The 16139-nt window shown below is 71.4% G+C and carries 9 protein-coding genes; 5 read left to right on the forward strand and 4 right to left on the reverse strand.

All coding sequences use genetic code 11. The annotated features are described in order from the left end of the window. The first annotated feature begins 139 nt into the window (after positions 1 to 139). Together OG504_RS14160 and OG504_RS14165 are read left to right on the forward strand one after the other, a co-directional pair. A complete protein-coding gene (locus tag OG504_RS14160; RefSeq protein ID WP_405990153.1) occupies positions 140 to 982 on the forward strand; it encodes a dolichyl-phosphate beta-glucosyltransferase in 843 nt (280 codons plus the stop codon). Then, entirely contained in the window at positions 979 to 3117 is a 2139-nt protein-coding gene (locus OG504_RS14165; RefSeq protein WP_405990154.1) for an ArnT family glycosyltransferase, read from the forward strand. Before OG504_RS14160 ends, OG504_RS14165 begins: the two co-directional genes overlap by 4 nt. 154 nt (positions 3118 to 3271) lie before the next feature. Here the strand turns inward: OG504_RS14165 and OG504_RS14170 are convergent, their stop codons facing one another. From OG504_RS14170 to OG504_RS14180, 3 genes are read right to left on the reverse strand one after another with little or no spacing between them, the layout of a single operon-like run. After that, positions 3272 to 4003 carry an FAD:protein FMN transferase gene (locus OG504_RS14170; protein WP_405990155.1) on the reverse strand — a complete coding sequence of 244 codons (732 nt, stop codon included), beginning with the start codon at positions 4001 to 4003 and terminating at the stop codon, positions 3272 to 3274. 1 nt (position 4004) lies between these two features. After that, entirely contained in the window at positions 4005 to 4454 is a 450-nt protein-coding gene (locus OG504_RS14175; RefSeq protein ID WP_405990156.1) for an FMN-binding protein, read from the reverse strand. 10 nt (positions 4455 to 4464) lie between these two features. After that, a complete protein-coding gene (locus OG504_RS14180; RefSeq protein WP_405990157.1) occupies positions 4465 to 5802 on the reverse strand; it encodes a ferric reductase-like transmembrane domain-containing protein in 1338 nt (445 codons plus the stop codon). A gap of 150 nt (positions 5803 to 5952) precedes the next feature. Here OG504_RS14180 and OG504_RS14185 point away from each other — a divergent pair, with 150 nt between their 5' ends. Together OG504_RS14185 and OG504_RS14190 are read left to right on the forward strand one after the other, a co-directional pair. After that, positions 5953 to 6642: a response regulator transcription factor gene (locus OG504_RS14185; protein WP_405990158.1), complete on the forward strand. Its 690-nt coding sequence runs from the start codon at positions 5953 to 5955 to the stop codon at positions 6640 to 6642. Beyond that, on the forward strand, positions 6639 to 8081 hold the full coding sequence (locus OG504_RS14190; protein WP_405990159.1) for a sensor histidine kinase: 1443 nt from the start codon (positions 6639 to 6641) through the stop codon (positions 8079 to 8081). The genes OG504_RS14185 and OG504_RS14190 overlap by 4 nt, the downstream gene beginning before the upstream one ends. A gap of 183 nt (positions 8082 to 8264) precedes the next feature. On the opposite strand, the gene OG504_RS14195 is transcribed toward OG504_RS14190, so the two are convergent. Then, complete coding sequence (locus OG504_RS14195; protein ID WP_405990160.1) at positions 8265 to 8870, reverse strand: GPP34 family phosphoprotein; 606 nt, start codon at positions 8868 to 8870, stop codon at positions 8265 to 8267. Positions 8871 to 9267: 397 nt separating this feature from the next. Between OG504_RS14195 and OG504_RS14200 the strand changes: the two genes are divergently transcribed. Further along, positions 9268 to 16137: an SDR family oxidoreductase gene (locus OG504_RS14200; RefSeq protein ID WP_405990161.1), complete on the forward strand. Its 6870-nt coding sequence runs from the start codon at positions 9268 to 9270 to the stop codon at positions 16135 to 16137. The last annotated feature ends 2 nt before the right edge of the window (positions 16138 to 16139 follow it).

The raw sequence follows: 16139 nt of genomic DNA on the forward strand, positions 1-16139 counted from the left end.
GCGCCTGAGGGCTTTTCGGTGCCGTTGCCTAGGGGTTCGACGCGGATTGGCTGTGCTCTTCCTGTGAGTCCGCTGATTCTCATCGGCCGCTCAGTGAAGGCTCAGTGACCGCACAGACAGCACCCGGATCGTCACCGTCATGAACGAACAGAACGCGGGAGGCGTCCGGCAGCGGTCGGTCGAGATCGTGGTGCCGGTCTACAACGAGGCGCACGTCCTCGCCGGCAGTGTCGGCCGTCTCCACGCATACCTCGAAACGTCCTTCCCGTTCCCGTTCACGATCACCGTGGCGGACAACGCGAGCACCGACGCCACCTGGCAGGAGGCGCTCGACCTCACCCAGCGGCTGCCGCACGTGCACGCCGTGCACCTCGACGCCAAGGGCCGGGGCCGCGCGCTGAAGCAGGTGTGGAGCCGGTCGGAGGCGGACGTGGTCGCGTACATGGACGTCGACCTGTCCACCGGCCTCGAAGGCTTCCTGCCACTGGTCGCCCCGCTCCTGTCCGGCCACAGCGACGTGGCGATCGGCAGCCGGCTGCACCGGCAGTCGGCCGTACAGCGCGGCGCCAAGCGGGAGTTCATCTCCCGCTCCTACAACCTCCTCCTCAAGGCAGGCCTCGCGGCCCGCTTCTCGGACGCGCAGTGCGGCTTCAAGGCCGTCCGCACCGAGGTGTTCCGGGCGCTCGCCCCGCACATCGAGGACACCGCCTGGTTCTTCGACACCGAACTCCTCGTCCTCGCCCAGCGCAACAGGCTCCGCATCCACGAGGTCCCGGTCGACTGGACCGACGACCCCGACAGCCGTGTCGACATCGTCCGCACCGCCCTCGACGACCTCAAGGGCATGCGCCGCATGTTCAAGAATTCCGTCACCGGCCGCGCCCGCATCGCCGCCGTACCCCGCCGCACCCGCACCACCACCCCTGTCCTGCCCGTCGGGGCGCCCGCCTCTTCCGCGGAACACCTGGAGTACGCGTCATGACGACCCTCGCCCCGCCCCCCGGTCAGGAGACCGCCCGCCGCTCGCACCGCGCGGGCCCGCCCGCCGACGGCGGCCTCAACTCCCGCGCCAGAAGGCTCTTCACGGGCCCGGAGGACGACCCGCGCTGGGCCCGCCCGGCCCTGTGGGGCATCCTGCTGCTGGCCACGGCCCTCTACGCCTGGAACCTCACCTCGATCACCGGCAACACCTTCTACGACGCGGCCGTCTACAGCGGCACCAAGAGCTGGAAGGCCTTCTTCTTCGGCGCGCTCGACTCCGGCAGCTTCATCACGGTCGACAAACCACCGTTCGCCCTCTGGGTGATGGGCCTCTCCGCCCGCGTATTCGGTTACGGCACCTGGCAGTTGATGCTGCCGATGATCGCGGCCGGCACCGGCTCGGTCGCCCTGCTGTACCGCCAGATCAAGCGGGACTTCGGTCCGATCGCGGGCACGATCTCCGCACTGGTCCTCACCCTCACCCCGATCACGGTCGCCATCACCCGTGACACCAACCCGGACCCGATCCTCGTCCTGCTGATGATGCTCGGCGCCGCGGCCCTCATGAAGGCCGTCCGCAACGGGAAGTTGATGCCGCTGGTGTGGTCGGCGGTCGCGATCGGCTTCGCGTTCAACACCAAGATGATGCAGGCGTACGTCGTCCTGCCCGCGTTCTTCCTCGTCTACCTCTGGGCCACGAACGTCTCCCTGGGCAAGCGCATCCGCAACCTCGCCGTCGCCACCGTCGCGCTGGTCGTCTCCAGCGCCTGGTGGATGGTGGTCGTCGACCTGATCCCCGCGTCCTCCCGCCCCTACATCGGCGGTTCCACCGACAACACGGTGTGGGACCTGGTCATCGGCTACAACGGCTTCGGCCGCATCTTCGGCGCCAGCTCCTCGGTCGGCTCGCAGGGCAACGGGGCTTCGTTCGGCGGCAGTTCGGGCCTGTACCGGATGTTCAACGAGATCATGGGCGGCCAGATCTCCTGGCTGATCCCCTTCGCGGCGATCGCGCTCATCGGCGGTCTCGTCCTGCGCGGCCGCGCTCCCCGCACGGACGCCAAGCGCGCGGCTCTCATGCTCTGGGGCGGCTGGTTCGTCCTCCACTTCCTGACCTTCTCGCTCGCCGAGGGCACGTTCCACCCGTACTACGTCACCGCCATGGCCCCCGGTATCGCGGCCCTGGCCGGTGCGGGCGGGGTCCTGCTCTACCGCGCCTTCCGTGAGGGCTCGGCGGCCAAGTGGGCCTGGGTGCTGCCGGCGGCCATCGCGGCCAGCTCCGTCTGGGCGGTCGTCCTGCTCCAGCGGGTCTCCGGCTCCGGCACGGTGTACACGGTCGCGGAGATCGTGGTCGGCGTGGCGGGCATCGCCTCCGTACTCGGCCTGCTGGTCGGCCGGTTCACCAAGCGCCACCGCCTGATGGGCTTCGCGGCGCTGGCCGCCGTCGTCGCCCTCCTCGCCGGTCCCGCGGCCTACTCGGTCTCGGCGGCCACCTCCTCGACCAACGGCACCAACCCGACGGCCGGTCCCAGCACCGGTGGCGGCATGGGTGGCGGCGGTGGCGGCATGGGCGGCGCGCCGAGCGGCACCAAGTCCGGTACGAAGCCCAGCGGTTCGGCCCCGTCCGGCACCCGGCCCTCGGGCAGCGGCTCGGCGCCTTCGTCCTCCTCCTCGGCTACGAAGCCCGGCGCCGAGTCCGGATCCGAGTCCACGTCCGAGTCCGGTGCGCAGTCGGCCGGTGGCGGTATGGGTGGCGGCACCCAGGTCTCGTCCGAGATGATCACGTACCTCAAGAAGCACCAGGACGGGGCGACTTGGCTGCTGGCGGTCTCCACCGACCAGACGGCGTCCTCGATCATCCTGGAGTCGGGGCAGCCCGTGATCTCCATGGGCGGCTGGTCCGGCAGCGACAACGCGATGACCCTCGCCAAGCTCAAGTCCCTGGTGAAGTCCGGCAAGTTGCACTACATCATCGTCAGCAGCGACGGCGGCCAGGGCACCAACTCCGCGATCACGGCCTGGGTCAAGGCCCACGGCACGGCGGTCAAGTCCTCGGCGTACAGCTCCAGTTCATCGAGTTCCTCTTCCTCGACGAGCAGCGGCCTGTACCGCCTGGACGCCTCCGACGTCAGCTGAACCACCAGCCACATCTCCCGACAGGAAGGGCCGCCGGTAACCCGGCGGCCCTTCCGCTTGTCGACTCCGGTTTCAGCGGCTCCGCCGCGGGGCGCGACCAGCCACAACGGCGCGACAGACGAACAACGACACATCGCGGCACCAACCGAATCGCTCAGGCCTCAGCAAGGGCAACCGGAAATCCCTGCGTACGCCGCACGCAGCGCTCCGCGTCGACCGCGAACACCTCGCAGCCGGGCCGGGCGGCGGCCCAGTCGACGCCCTCCGGACCCATCGCGAAGGCCGCGGTGGCCGTGGCGTCCGCCTCGGTGAGGGAGGCGGCCACGACGGAGATGCTGAGCAGGCCGGTCGCCGGTGCGCCGGTGCGCCCGTCGACGATGTGGTCGCCGCGCTCGTAGCGCGCGGAGGTCGCCACCGCCCCGTCGGTCAACTCCAGGACCGTGCACAGCTGGTCGGCGTGCTCGGGGTGCCGTACGCCCACCCGCCACGGACCGCCGGCCACGACCACGTCGCCACCGGCGTTGAGGATGAAGCGCCGGGCACCGGCGGCGGTGAGGAGTTCCGCCGCCCGCTGCACCGACCAGCCCTTGACCACCGCGCAGGGGTCGAAGGGCCGGCCGGGCAGCCGGATGTCGAAGGCGCCGCCGGTCGCGAGCCGGTACTGCTCGCAGAGGTCGAGCACCTCGGTCAAGTCCGCGCTGAGGTCGGGGAGTTGCAGCTCGCCGCGGTCGTAGCGGCAGACCTCGCTGTCCGCGCGGAACGGGCTGAAGCGGGCGTCGACCTCGCGCAGCCAGGCGAAGAGCGCGTCCGCGGTCTCCTCCCCGACGCCCTCGTCGTCGACCCGCAACGACACCGGGAACCCCATCACGTGCTCGACTCGGCGCATTTCAGGCGCCCTTGGCGTCGATCGCGGCCTGGAGCGACTGGACGTAGGCGTCGCTGGTGATCGTGGCGCCGGACACCGTGTCGATCTTCGAGCTCTGCGCCTTGAGGGTCTCCTCGATCAGCACCGGGACGGCCGCGGTGGTCTGCGGGTGGTCCGGCTGCTGGAGCATGCTCACCGAGCTGATCTTGTCGCCCTCGAAGGTCACCTGCACCTGCACGGTGCCCTTGGAGGTGTTGATCGCGGTGCCCTGGACGACCTTCTTCGAGGACGCGGAGGGCGTCGACGAAGACCCGGACGAGGCCCCGGACGACGAGGTGGCCGTAGGCGTCGGAGTCGGTGTCGAGACCGCCTCCGTGGTCGTCGTCGTGCTCGTGCCGATGGACGGCTCGTAGCGCCACACGGGGATCAACCCCGCGACGGACAGCACCAGGACAGGTATGACTCGCTTCACGATTTGTCTCTCATCCCGCCAGGCTGAAGCGTTCGAAGTGGATCTGCTGCTTGGGCACGCCCAGGTCGCCGAGGCTGCGCAGCACGGCGTTCATCATCGGCGGCGGTCCGCAGAGGAAGACGTCGCGGTCGGCGATGTCCGGTACGAGCCGGGCGAGTTCGCGCGGGGCGAGCTTGTCGGGGACGGGCGGGCCGGTGACCAGGTGGAGCTGGGCGCCCTTGGCCTGGGCGAGTTCGGCCAGCTCGTCGTAGAGGACGGCGTCGCGGTCGGTGGCGACGCGGTAGATGACGACCGCGTGGCCCTCCAGGTCCTCCAGCAGGGCGCGGATCGGGGTGACGCCTACGCCGCCCGCGATGAGCAGGGACTCCGGCTTCGTGCGGTGCAGGGTGGTGAAGGCACCGTAGGGGCCCTCGGCGAAGACGCGGGTGCCGGGCTTGAGGTGGCGGAGGGCCGCCGTGCCGGCACCGGCCGTTTTCGCGGTGAGGCGGAGGCGGGTGCCGTCGGGGGCGGCCGAGAGGGAGAAGGGGTTGGCCTGCCACCAGCGGTCCTTCGTCAGGAACCGCCAGAGGAAGAACTGGCCCGCCTGGGCCGGGAGTTGGTGGAGGTCGCGGCCGGTGATGTAGATCGAGACGACGTTGTCGGACTCGGGGACGACCGCCTCGACCCGGAGCTGGTGGCGGAGGTTGCGCCACAGGGGGAGGATCACGCGGCCCAGGGCGACCGAGCCGAGCGCGACGCCCCACACCGCGTACCAGTACGTCGTGGCGGCGGACGACGCGGTGAACGTCGTACCGACCGCGACCTGGTGGGTGAAGGCGAGGACCACCGCGACGTAGGTGTAGAGGTGGATGAAGTGCCAGGTCTCGTAGGCGAGTCGGCGTCGCGCGTAGCGCGCGGAGGTCGCGCCGATGACGAGGATCAGGGCGAACGCGACGAGCGCGCGCAGGATGCCCTCGGTGGTCTCGGCGAGGTCGACGACCTCGCCGACCGGGCCGGTGTCGGTGCCCTGGGCGTAGCCGAAGGCGATGAACACGAGGTGCCCGAGCAGCGTCCAGAGCAGCGCGAAGCCGGTCCAGCGGTGCCAGTTGGTGAGCCGGTCCATGCCGATCCGGCGGTCGAGCCAGGGCAGGCGGGCCACCAGCAGCAGCTGGAAGGCCATGACGAGCGCGCCGTAGAGGCCGAGGAGGCGGCCGATGACGATGAGCGCGTTGGAGGCGAATCCCGCCTGGGCGAAGAAGACGGTCACCACGGCGACGTTCGCGGCCAGCACGGCGTACAGGCCCGTGCGGGCCACCACCCTGGGGCGTATCGCCGTGGGGGGCGCAGGGGGTGATTGGACGGTCGTCACGGACGGCAGCTCCTTGATCGGGTCCTGGGAGACGAGCTTGACCTCGGGGGGCTGTCGTTTTCCTGTCGGCCGGCTTTCAAGTGGTTATCGATGCGGGTGTGGCGGTGCCGCGGGTCTGGCGTCCAGAGGTGTGTGGCGCAGTATGAGCGGGTGGACAAAGTACGACTCCTCGTCGTGGACGACGACCCGCCGATCGCTGATCTTGTCGCGACGGTCGCCCGGTACGAGGGCTGGGAGGCCGCGTGCGCGTACTCCGGTGAGGAGGCGCTGACCGTGGCCGCCGAGTTCGCACCGGACATCGTGGTGCTCGACCTGATGCTGCCCGGCCTGGACGGTTTCGGTGTGCTGGACCGGCTGCGGCGGTCCGGGACGATGGTGCCGGTGGTGTTCCTCACCGCGCGGGACGCCGTCGCCGACCGGGTGGCGGGGCTGACCCGGGGAGGTGACGACTACCTGGTCAAGCCGTTCGCGGTGGAGGAGCTGATGGCCCGGCTGCGGACCGTGCTGCGGCGCAGCGCCGGGCCCGGGTTCCAGCGGTCGGTCCTCCAGGTCGCGGACCTCACGATGGACGAGGACACGCGGGAGGTGCGCCGCGGCGACCGGCTCCTCACGCTCACCCCCACCGAGTACGAGGTCCTGCGCTACCTCATGCGCAAGTCACCGACGGTCCTCACCAAGGCGCAGATCCTCGACCACGTGTGGGAGTACGGCTTCGGTGGCCGCTCCAATGTGGTGGAGCTGGTGGTCAGCCGCCTGCGCCGGAAGCTGGACGAGGGGCACGACCCGCTGATCCACACCGTGCGCGGCTTCGGCTATGTGATCCGGCAGGCCGCCGAATGATCCGACGACTGCGCCACAACTGGCGCCGGGTCCGCCTGGGCACCCGCCTCGCCCTGGGCGTGGGCGTCCTGTCCCTGATCGTGTTCGCGGTCGTCGGAACAGCTCTGACGATGTACATGCGGGACTATCTGCAACGCCAGGTCAGCGACCAGATGAAGCTCGTCCAGACCGTCCAGTCCAAGGACGCCCAGGTGCACGGCATCGTCGAGCGCAAGCCGTACTACGGCTGGTACACGGCGGTCTACGACGTCAAGGGCACGACCCCGAAACTGCGCGAGCCCTCCGACGTACCGGACGACACCCGCGCGCTCACCGCCCTCGCGAAGACGATGGCGCACTCCACCACCGAGATCACCCGCACGGTGACGATCGACGGCGAGGGCACCTACCGGCTGCGGGCCTGCGAGGTCGAACCCGGCGTGGTCCTGGTGAGCGCGGCCCCGCTGGCGGACGTGCAGGGGACGGTACGGCAGCTGGTCACGGTCCAGGTGGTGGCGTTCGCGCTGGCCCTGCTGGTGCTGGTGGTCATAGGGCGGAACCTGCTGCGGCGCGGGCTGCGGCCGCTCAGCGACATGGCGACGACGGCCCACGGCATCGCCTCGCACGACCTCACCGAGTCGGCCGCCCGGCTGCCGCTGCGCGCCGAGCGAGGCGACGGCGGGCCCGAGGTGGAGGAGCTGCGCACCGCGTTCAACACGATGCTGGAGCACATCGACGACTCCCTCGCGGTGCGCGCGGAGGCGGAGCAGCGGCTGCGCCGGTTCGTCGCGGACGCCTCGCACGAGCTGCGGACCCCGCTGATGTCGGTGCGCGGCTACGCGGACCTGTTCCAGTACGCGGCCGCGAACGTCCCCGAGGAGCGCGACAAGCACCTGGCCCGGCTGCGCGCCGAGGCCGCCCGCATGGGCGTCCTCCTCGACGACCTCCTCCTGCTGGCCCGCCTCGACGCGGCGGACGTGGAGACTCCGCTACGGCCGGAGGACGCGGACCTGGTGGACCTGGTGGGGCAGGCGGCGGACGCCTTCCGCGCCGGGCACCGGGACCACCCGCTGACGGTGTCGGTGCCCGGGTCCCCGGTGCGGCTGCGCGTCGACCCGGTCCGTATCCGGCAGGTGCTGGACAACCTGCTGACCAACGCGGCCGTGCACACCCCGGCCGGTACGGAGGTCTCGGTGTCGCTGTCGGTCGCCGCCGGCACAGCATCCGTACGGATCGCCGACGCGGGTCCCGGCATCCCCGAGGAGGACCGGGCCCGGGTCTTCGACCGCTTCTACCGGGTCGACAAGGCCCGCACCCGGGACCGGGGCGGCAGCGGGCTGGGCCTCGCGGTGGCGCGGTCGCTGGCGAAGGCGCACGGCGGCACCGTGGAACTGACGTCGGAGCCGGGGGCGACGGTGTTCACGGTGACGATCCCGCTGGGGGCGGCTTCGTCCCGGTGAGGATCCTGTCGGGGGGAGGGCGGCTTCGTCCCGGTGAACGCGGGTAGCGCCCGCCCCCGCTCGCTCTAGCTCAGCGAGGGCCTTGTGCCTACCATGGGTGACGTGTCGTCACCTGAGGCTCAGGACCATCAACTGGCTCTGTTTTTTCGGCAGTTGTCGTACTTCGCAGCCAAGAGGTCACCGTCACATACCGCGCCACACGTTGTCGTAGGCCGCGTCCTCGACACTCTTCCGCTGCCGTACGGCCTCCAGTTCCGTCACCGCGTCGTGGACCACGGCGATGACCGTGTCCAGCGACTCGTCGGTGACCTTCGCGGAGTCCTCGTCCGAGACCTCGCGGATCCCGGCGGCCTCGGCGAGCTGGGCGAGGACGGGTTCGCCCTGGGCCCAGCGGTCCGCCGCGCGGCTGCGGGCCGGGGAGTCGACCAGAGCCGTGCGGCCGGTGCGGACCGGGATCCAGCGCCCGCGCTGCCGGGCGACCAGCCCCTCCGCCTCCAGCGCGGCGAGATAGGCGGAGGACAGGCTCCGCCCGCGCCGCCACAGCCAGTCCTCGACCGACTCGTACGGTGTCTCCCGCACGAGCGCGGCCGCGGCCTGGTCCAACAGGCCGTCCTCCAAGGGAAGTCGGGGGTTCGGCACGATCAGGTCGCCGTCCAGCACGACGGCTTCGGCGGCGAGGAGGTCGACCACCTCCGCTCCGGCGAGCGCGAGCGACAGGTCACCCGTCTCGACGGGGCGGTCGGGTGCGACATCCATGGCGACGATCATCAGGTCCCGCGGTGTGCTCATAGGTGCCAACCTAGCGCGGCTTATGCGAGGAGGCAGCGACACCCAACGTTTACATAATTCCTTCCCGCCGTCAGCGGTGTTTCGGGACTGTGAGCCTCGGATGAATAGCGGGGGCTTTTGGACCGCTTGCGCCACTGCGGTCCGAGTGGTGTGCCCTCTGAAGGAAATTGGCAGGGTTTTCGGTTGTTTGGGGCCCCGTTCCGGCTGGCTGGATCACCCCCGTCAACCAGTTGCTTACCTTGGCGTTGTTGACCGACGAGTAACCGGGGGGCTAGCTTTCCACCAGTCCCCATTGCGCCTCTGCGATTACATTCGGCACACCCCAGCCGAAACCCCCCACCGTGCCATTTCACCGTTTATTCGGAGAATCATGACGCCTGTCGCGCGCGCCGAATGCATGATCATTGGAATCACCCCGTTCCATGAGCCGGATGCCCGACTCGCGGCGGCCGTCAGCCGCGCCGGCGGCTTGGGCGTACTGGACCTGGGAAACGGCGACCGAAGATCCAGAGAGGCCCTGACGCGAATCCGCCGCTGGTCTCCGGGTCCTTTCGGGGTACGGGTCGGGCCGCACTGCCGGATCGGCCCCGGTGACCTCACGACGGGTACCGGCGCCGCCCCGCACGCGGTCGTCCTCGCCGTGGACGCCGCCTGGCGGGTCGACGAGGTCGTCGCGGAGCACCGGGTGCTGGTAGAGGTCACCGACCCGGACCAGGCGCTGGCCGCGGTCCGCGCCGGTGCGCACGGACTGATCGCCCGGGGCGCCGAAAGCGGCGGCCGGGTGGGCGAGTTGAGCACGTTCGTGTTACTCCAGCGCCTGCTCGCCGACCCCGGTGTGGACGTCCCGGTCTGGGCCTGCGGCGGCATCGGCCCCCGTACGGCCGCAGCGGCCGTGGCCGGTGGCGCGGCAGGGATCGTCCTCGACAGCCAACTCGCCCTGCTCGCCGAGTCGACCCTCCCGGAGACCGCGGCCGCCGCACTCCGCTCGACGGACGGCTCCGAGACCACGCTGGTGGCCGGACACCGCGTGCTCCTACGGCGCGGTCCTGACGCCCCGCAGGTGCCCGCCGACCGCGTGTCCGAACTGCTCGGCGCCCGCGACCCGCGCACCCAGCTCCTCCCGGTCGGCCAGGACGGTTTCCTCGCCGCGCGCTTCGCGGAACGCTGGGGCGACACGGGTCGCACGGTGCGCGAACTGACCGCCGCCGTACGGGAGTCCGTACGGGACGAGGCACCGGCCGCCGCACTGCGCGCCGGTTCCCCGATGAGCCGGACGCTCGGCACCCGACTCCCCGTCGCGCAGGGCCCGATGACCCGTGTCAGCGACCAGGCGGAGTTCGCCGCGGCCGTCGCCGAGGGCGGTGCCCTGCCGTTCGTCGCGCTGGCCCTCTCGAGCGGCGAGCAGTCGCGGACTGTCCTGGCCGAGACCCGCGCCGCCGTGGGCGATCGCCCCTGGGGTGTCGGGGTGCTCGGCTTCGCCCCCGAGGAGATGCGCAACGCCCAGCTCGAAGCGGTACGGGAGTTGGAGCCCACGCACGCGATCATCGCGGGCGGACGCCCCTCCCAGGCCGAGGCGTTGGAGCGGGCCGGGATCTCCACCTTCCTGCATGTGCCCTCGCCGGGGCTGCTGCGGCAGTTCCTGGACGCGGGGATGCGCAAATTCGTGTTCGAGGGGTCCGAGTGCGGCGGCCATGTCGGCCCGCGCGGCAGCTTCCCCCTCTGGGAGGCCCAACTCGCCGTCCTGGACGACTTCTTGGCGAAGGCCGACCCAGGCACGGCCGAGCACATCGAGGTGTTCCTCGCGGGCGGCGTCCACGACGAGCGCTCGGCGGCGATGGTGGCCGCGCTCGCCGCACCGCTCACCGCGTGCGGCGCCGCTATCGGCGTCCTGATGGGCACCGCCTATCTGTTCACGGAGGAGGCGGTGACGCGCGGGGCGGTCCAGCCGCTGTTCCAGGAGCAGGTCGTCCTGGCCACCCGCACCGCGTTGCTGGAGACCGCGCCCGGTCACGCCACCCGCTGCGTTCCGAGCCCGTTCAGTGACAACTACCTCGACTTCGAAGCCCAGTTGCGCGAGCAGGGCGTACCGGACCGGCAGATCTGGGAGAAGCTGGAGCGGCTCAACGTCGGCCGGCTGCGCATCGCCAGCAAGGGTGTGGAGCGGGACGTGGACGGCGCGCTGACCGCCGTGGACGAGCAACGCCAGCTCGCCGAGGGGATGTTCATGGCCGGCGAGGTCGCCGTGCTGCGTTCGGCGACCACCACGATCGACGCCCTGCACCGCTCGGTCACCGAGGAGGCCGCCGACTTCCTGGCCGAGAGCGCGCGAACCGCCCGCGCCCGCCTGGGAGTTGAGGAAACGGCCGAGCCGGAGGCACCGGCCCCCCTGGACATCGCAGTCATCGGCATGGCGTGCATGTTCCCGCAGGCACCCGACCTCCCCACGTTCTGGGCGAACATCCTCGGCGGCCGCGACTCCGTCGACGAGGTCCCGCCCGACCGCTGGGACCCCGCCGTCCACTACTCCGCCGACAAGGACGGCGCCACCCCCTCGAAGTGGGGCGGCTTCCTGCCGCGCATCCCCTTCGACCCGCTGCGCTACGGCATCCCGCCGACCTCCCTCGGCAGCATCGAACCGGTGCAGCTGCTGGCCCTCGAAGCGGCCCGGCGTTCGCTGGAGGACGCCGGATACGGCGACCGGGGGCGGAAGTTCGACCGTGCGCGCACCTCCGTGGTGTTCGGCGCGGAGGCGGGCAGCGACCTGTCCAACGCGACCACGCTGCGCGCCGTACTGCCCTCCTACTACGGCAGGATCCCGCAGGGCATCGAGGAGCAACTCCCCACGCTCACCGAGGACTCCTTCCCCGGGATGCTCTCCAACGTCATCTCGGGCCGCATCGCCAACCGGCTCGACCTCGGCGGCGCCAACTTCACGGTCGACGCGGCCTGCGCTTCCTCGCTGGCCGCCGTCGACGTCGCCTGCAAGGAACTCGTGGGCGGCACCAGCGATGTGGTCCTGTGCGGGGGCGCCGACCTCCACAACGGCATCAACGACTACGTCCTCTTCTCCTCCGTGCACGCCCTCTCCCCCACCGGCCGCTCCCGCGCCTTCGACAGCTCGGCGGACGGCATCGCGCTCGGCGAGGGTGTCGCCTGCGTGGTCCTCAAGCGGCTCGCGGACGCGGAGCGGGACGGCGACCGGATCTACGGCGTGATCAAGGGAGTCGGCAGCTCCAGCGACGGCCGCTCCCTGGGCCTCACGGCACCCCGCCCTGAGGGCCAACGGGCCGCGCTGGAACGGGCGTACCGCAACGCGGGCGTCTCCCCTTCCGAGGTCGGCCTGGTCGAGGCGCACGGCACCGGGACGGTCGTCGGCGACCGCACCGAACTCTCCATCCTCAGCGAGGTGTTCACCGAGTCCGGCGCGGAGACGGGCAGTTGTGCGCTCGGCTCGGTCAAGTCCCAGATCGGACACACGAAGTGCGCCGCCGGACTCGCCGGTCTCATCAAGACCGTGCTGTCCCTCTACACCGGCGTCAAGCCGCCCACCCTGCACATGAAGCGGCCCAACTCGGCCTGGCAGCAGGACAGCAGCCCGTTCGTCTTCCACGCCCGGCCACGGCCCTGGGCGGCCCCGGCCGAGGAACGCGTCGCGGGCCTCAGCGCGTTCGGCTTCGGCGGCACCAACTTCCATGCGGTGATCGGGGCTTACGGCGAGGCGGTTCCGCCCGCGCAGGGTCTGGACGCGTGGCCCGCCGAGCTGTTCACCTTCCGGGGTACGGACCGGGCGGCCGCGCGGCGGGGCATCGAGGAGCTCCTGAAGCTCGCGGAGGCGGGTCACTGGAAACTGCGCGACCTCGCGCTGAGCGCGTCACGGCGCTCGGACGCCCGGCAGGAATCCGTGCAGGTGGCCGTCGTGGCCAGGGATGTCGAGGGGCTGGTCGGGCAACTGCGGCGGGCGTTGGCGGGTGAGCATGATCCTGCAGCCGGAATTCACCTCGCTGACGGGAACCCGGACAACGGCAAGGTCGCGTTCCTCTTCCCAGGTCAAGGCAGTCAGCGCCCCGGCATGCTCGCCGACGTCTTCATCGCGTTCCCCGAGCTGCAGCACTATCTGCACCTCGGCCGCGACCACGCCGACGCGCTCTACCCGCCCACCGCCTTCGACGACACCGCCCGCGACCGCCAGCAGGCCGGGCTCACCGACACCCGGGTCGCGCAACCCGCCCTGGGCATCGCCGGGTTGGCCGCCCACGCCCTGCTCACCGAGGCGGGCGTGCGGCCCGACATGGCGGCCGGGCACAGTTACGGCGAGCTGGTCGCCCTCTGCGCGGCCGGTGCGATCGCGCCGGAGGCCCTGCTGGAACTGAGCGCCGAACGTGCGGCGGCGATCCTCGAAGCCACGGGCGCGGACGACCCGGGCACGATGGCCGCGGTGGCCGCCGGTGCGGAGGAGGTCGAGCAGGCATTGAAGGCGGCGGACGCCCCGGACTCCGTCGTCATCGCCAACCACAACTCGCCCCGCCAGACAGTGATTTCGGGCCCGACGGAGGCAGTCGCCACCGCCGTACGGCTCCTGCGCGACGCCGGTCTCGGCGCCAAGCGCATCCCCGTCGCCTGCGCCTTCCACAGCCCGTTGGTTGCGGGAGCAGGCGAACGGTTCGCGGAGGCCCTCGCACAACGGCCGGTGCTCACACCCGAGTTCCCCGTGTGGTCCAACCGCACGGCGGCCCCCTACGGCGAGGACGCCGACGCGGTCCGGGCCGAACTCGCCGCGCAGATAGGCTCGCCGGTCGGCTTCGTCGCGGAGATCGAGGCCATGTACGAGGCGGGAGCCAGGGTCTTCGTGGAGGCCGGTCCCGGTTCCGTGCTGACCCGGCTGGTCGACCAGATCCTCGGCGACCGCCCGCATCGCACGGTCGCGTGCGAGCCCCGGCAGGACAGCGGGCTGCGCGGCTGGCTCGACGCGCTGGCCCAACTGGCCGTCGCGGGGCTGCCGGTGCGCACCGGATGGCTCTTCAACGGGCGCGACGCCGTCGACGCGGCCCGGACCCCCGTGCCCTCGCGACCCGGCTGGACGGTCGACGGACAGCTCGTCCGTACCGCCGCCGGAGCACTCCTGCCCGGTGCCCTCGCACCGGCCCGACGCGTTGTGGAGACGACTGTGACGACGAACCCTCAAGGCGGTGCCCCCGTCGAGGCGAACAGGGACGCGCTCATCTCCGAATTCCTGCGCACCAGCCGGGAGATGGTGGCCGCGCAACGGGATGTGCTGCTGACGTACTTCGGCGCGGCGCAGGGACCGGTGCCGCAGGGAACGTGGGTTCCGGCACCGGCGCCCGCCGTGGTCGAGGCACTGCCGCAGATACCCGCCCTGCCGGCGGCCGCGGCACCGATGCCCCAACACCCCACGGCAGTCGTGGAGTTGGCCGCTCCCCAGGCACCCGAAACCGTCACCGAGGCCGACGTGCTCCGGGTCGTCCTGGAGATCATCAGCGAACGCACCGGCTACCCCGTCGACATGATCGAGCCCGACCTCGACCTGGAGGCGGACCTCAGCATCGACTCCATCAAGCGCGCCGAGATCGCCGGCGAACTGGCCGGGCGGCTGGGCATCGGCGGCGGGATGGACGTCGCCACGCTCGACGACGCCGAGCTGGAGGACCTGGCGAAGGCCCGCACGGCGGCCTCGGTCACGGGCTGGCTGTCGGCACGGCTGACGGAGCCCGCAGCGGTGGAAGCGGCCGAACCCACGGCGCCGGACAGCGCCCCCGCCCCGCAGGACGAGGTCACCGGCTCCGCGCCGAAGCGCCTCCAACTGCGCCCGGTGCTGCTGGCGCACCAGGACGGCGACAACCCGACGGACCCGGCATCCGTGCTGAGCGGCCGACGTTTCGTTCTCTACGGGGACCGTGACAGTGGCCCCGCGGAGGCGGTCGCGGCGAGGCTCTCCTCGTACGGCGCCGAAACGGTGATCGTCGCCCCGGAGCACCAACTCACCGAAGCCGACGGCAAGGTGGACGCGGTCCTGTATCTCGCGCCGCTCACCGCATCGGCCCCGGTGCTGCCGGACGCCTTCCCGGTGTTCCAGGCCGCCCTGCGCCGCAACCCGCGCCAACTCCTCGCGGTACAGGGCGCGGACAGCGGATCGGCGGGCCTGCACGGACTGTTCCGTACGGTGGCCCGCGAGTACCCGGACACCGTTGCCCGGGTCGTCGAACTGGAGGACACCGCACCGGATGCCGTCGCCGACGCGCTGATCGCCGAACTCCTGGCGCCCGACACCGAGCCGGTCGTCCTGCGAACCACCGCCGGACGACACGGACTTGAGCTGACCGAGACACCGCTGGGCGCGCTCGCGACCAACGGTGCCGGACCTGCCGGTGACGGAGTCGCCGAAGCCTCCGCGATCGGGCTCGACCGCGACTCGGTGGTGCTGCTGGTGGGCGGCGCGCGGGGCATCACCGCGAAGTTCGCCGTCGCGCTCGCCGCCGCATCCCGCTGCCGTATCGAACTGCTGGGCAGGACGGCCGCACCGGCAGGACCCGAGGACCCCGCGACGGCGGGCGCCCGTACCCCGGCCGAACTGCGTGCGGCACTCGCCGCGAAGGGTGGTGGGCTCACCCCCGCCGAGATCAACCGCACCGCCGAACTCCTGCTCGCGCAAAGGGAGATCACCGCGACCCTCGACGAACTCGCCGCTCTCGGCAGCCAGGCCCGCTACCACTCCGTCGACTTCCGCGAACCGGACGCCGCACTCCAGGCGGTCAAGGAGATCCACGCCGAACACGGCCGCCTCGACGGTGTCGTCTACGCGGCCGGCGTCATCGAGGACCGGCTGATCGCCGAGAAGACCACCGAGTCCTTCCAGCGGGTCTACGGCACGAAGACGCACGGCGCCGAGACCCTGCTGTCGGCGCTGGAGGAGCTCCCCAACGGCCCTGCTTTCGCCGTGCTGTTCGGCTCCATCTCCGCCGTCCTCGGCAACCGGGGCCAGGTCGACTACGCCGCCGCCAACGACGCGCTGCAGAGCCTGGGCACCGCCTGGTCCGCCCGCACCGGACACCGTGCGCTCACCGTGCACTGGGGTCCGTGGGCGCCCACCGGTGGTCACCACGGCATGGTCACGCCGGAGTTGGGACGCGAGTACGCCCGGCGCGGTATCTCGCTGATCGACCCCGAGGAGGGCACCGCGGCCCTGCTGCGCGAGCTCGCCTGGGGTGACGAGTCAGCAGGGGCCGTCGTCTACACCGCTTCGGGCTGGTAGCC

The organism is Streptomyces sp. NBC_00986 (assembly GCF_045162565.1).
GTDB lineage: Bacteria > Actinomycetota > Actinomycetes > Streptomycetales > Streptomycetaceae > Streptomyces.

Bases quoted from the DNA above. Each gene is read 5' to 3' on its own strand.
- OG504_RS14165 (WP_405990154.1), top strand. From the start codon at position 979: ATGACGACCCTCGCCCCGCCCCCCGGTCAGGAGACCGCCCGCCGCTCG.
- OG504_RS14160 (WP_405990153.1), top strand. From the start codon at position 140: ATGAACGAACAGAACGCGGGAGGCGTCCGGCAGCGGTCGGTCGAGATC.
- OG504_RS14200 (WP_405990161.1), top strand. From the start codon at position 9,268: ATGATCATTGGAATCACCCCGTTCCATGAGCCGGATGCCCGACTCGCG.
- OG504_RS14190 (WP_405990159.1), top strand. From the start codon at position 6,639: ATGATCCGACGACTGCGCCACAACTGGCGCCGGGTCCGCCTGGGCACC.
- OG504_RS14170 (WP_405990155.1), bottom strand. From the start codon at position 4,003: ATGCGCCGAGTCGAGCACGTGATGGGGTTCCCGGTGTCGTTGCGGGTC.
- OG504_RS14195 (WP_405990160.1), bottom strand. From the start codon at position 8,870: ATGAGCACACCGCGGGACCTGATGATCGTCGCCATGGATGTCGCACCC.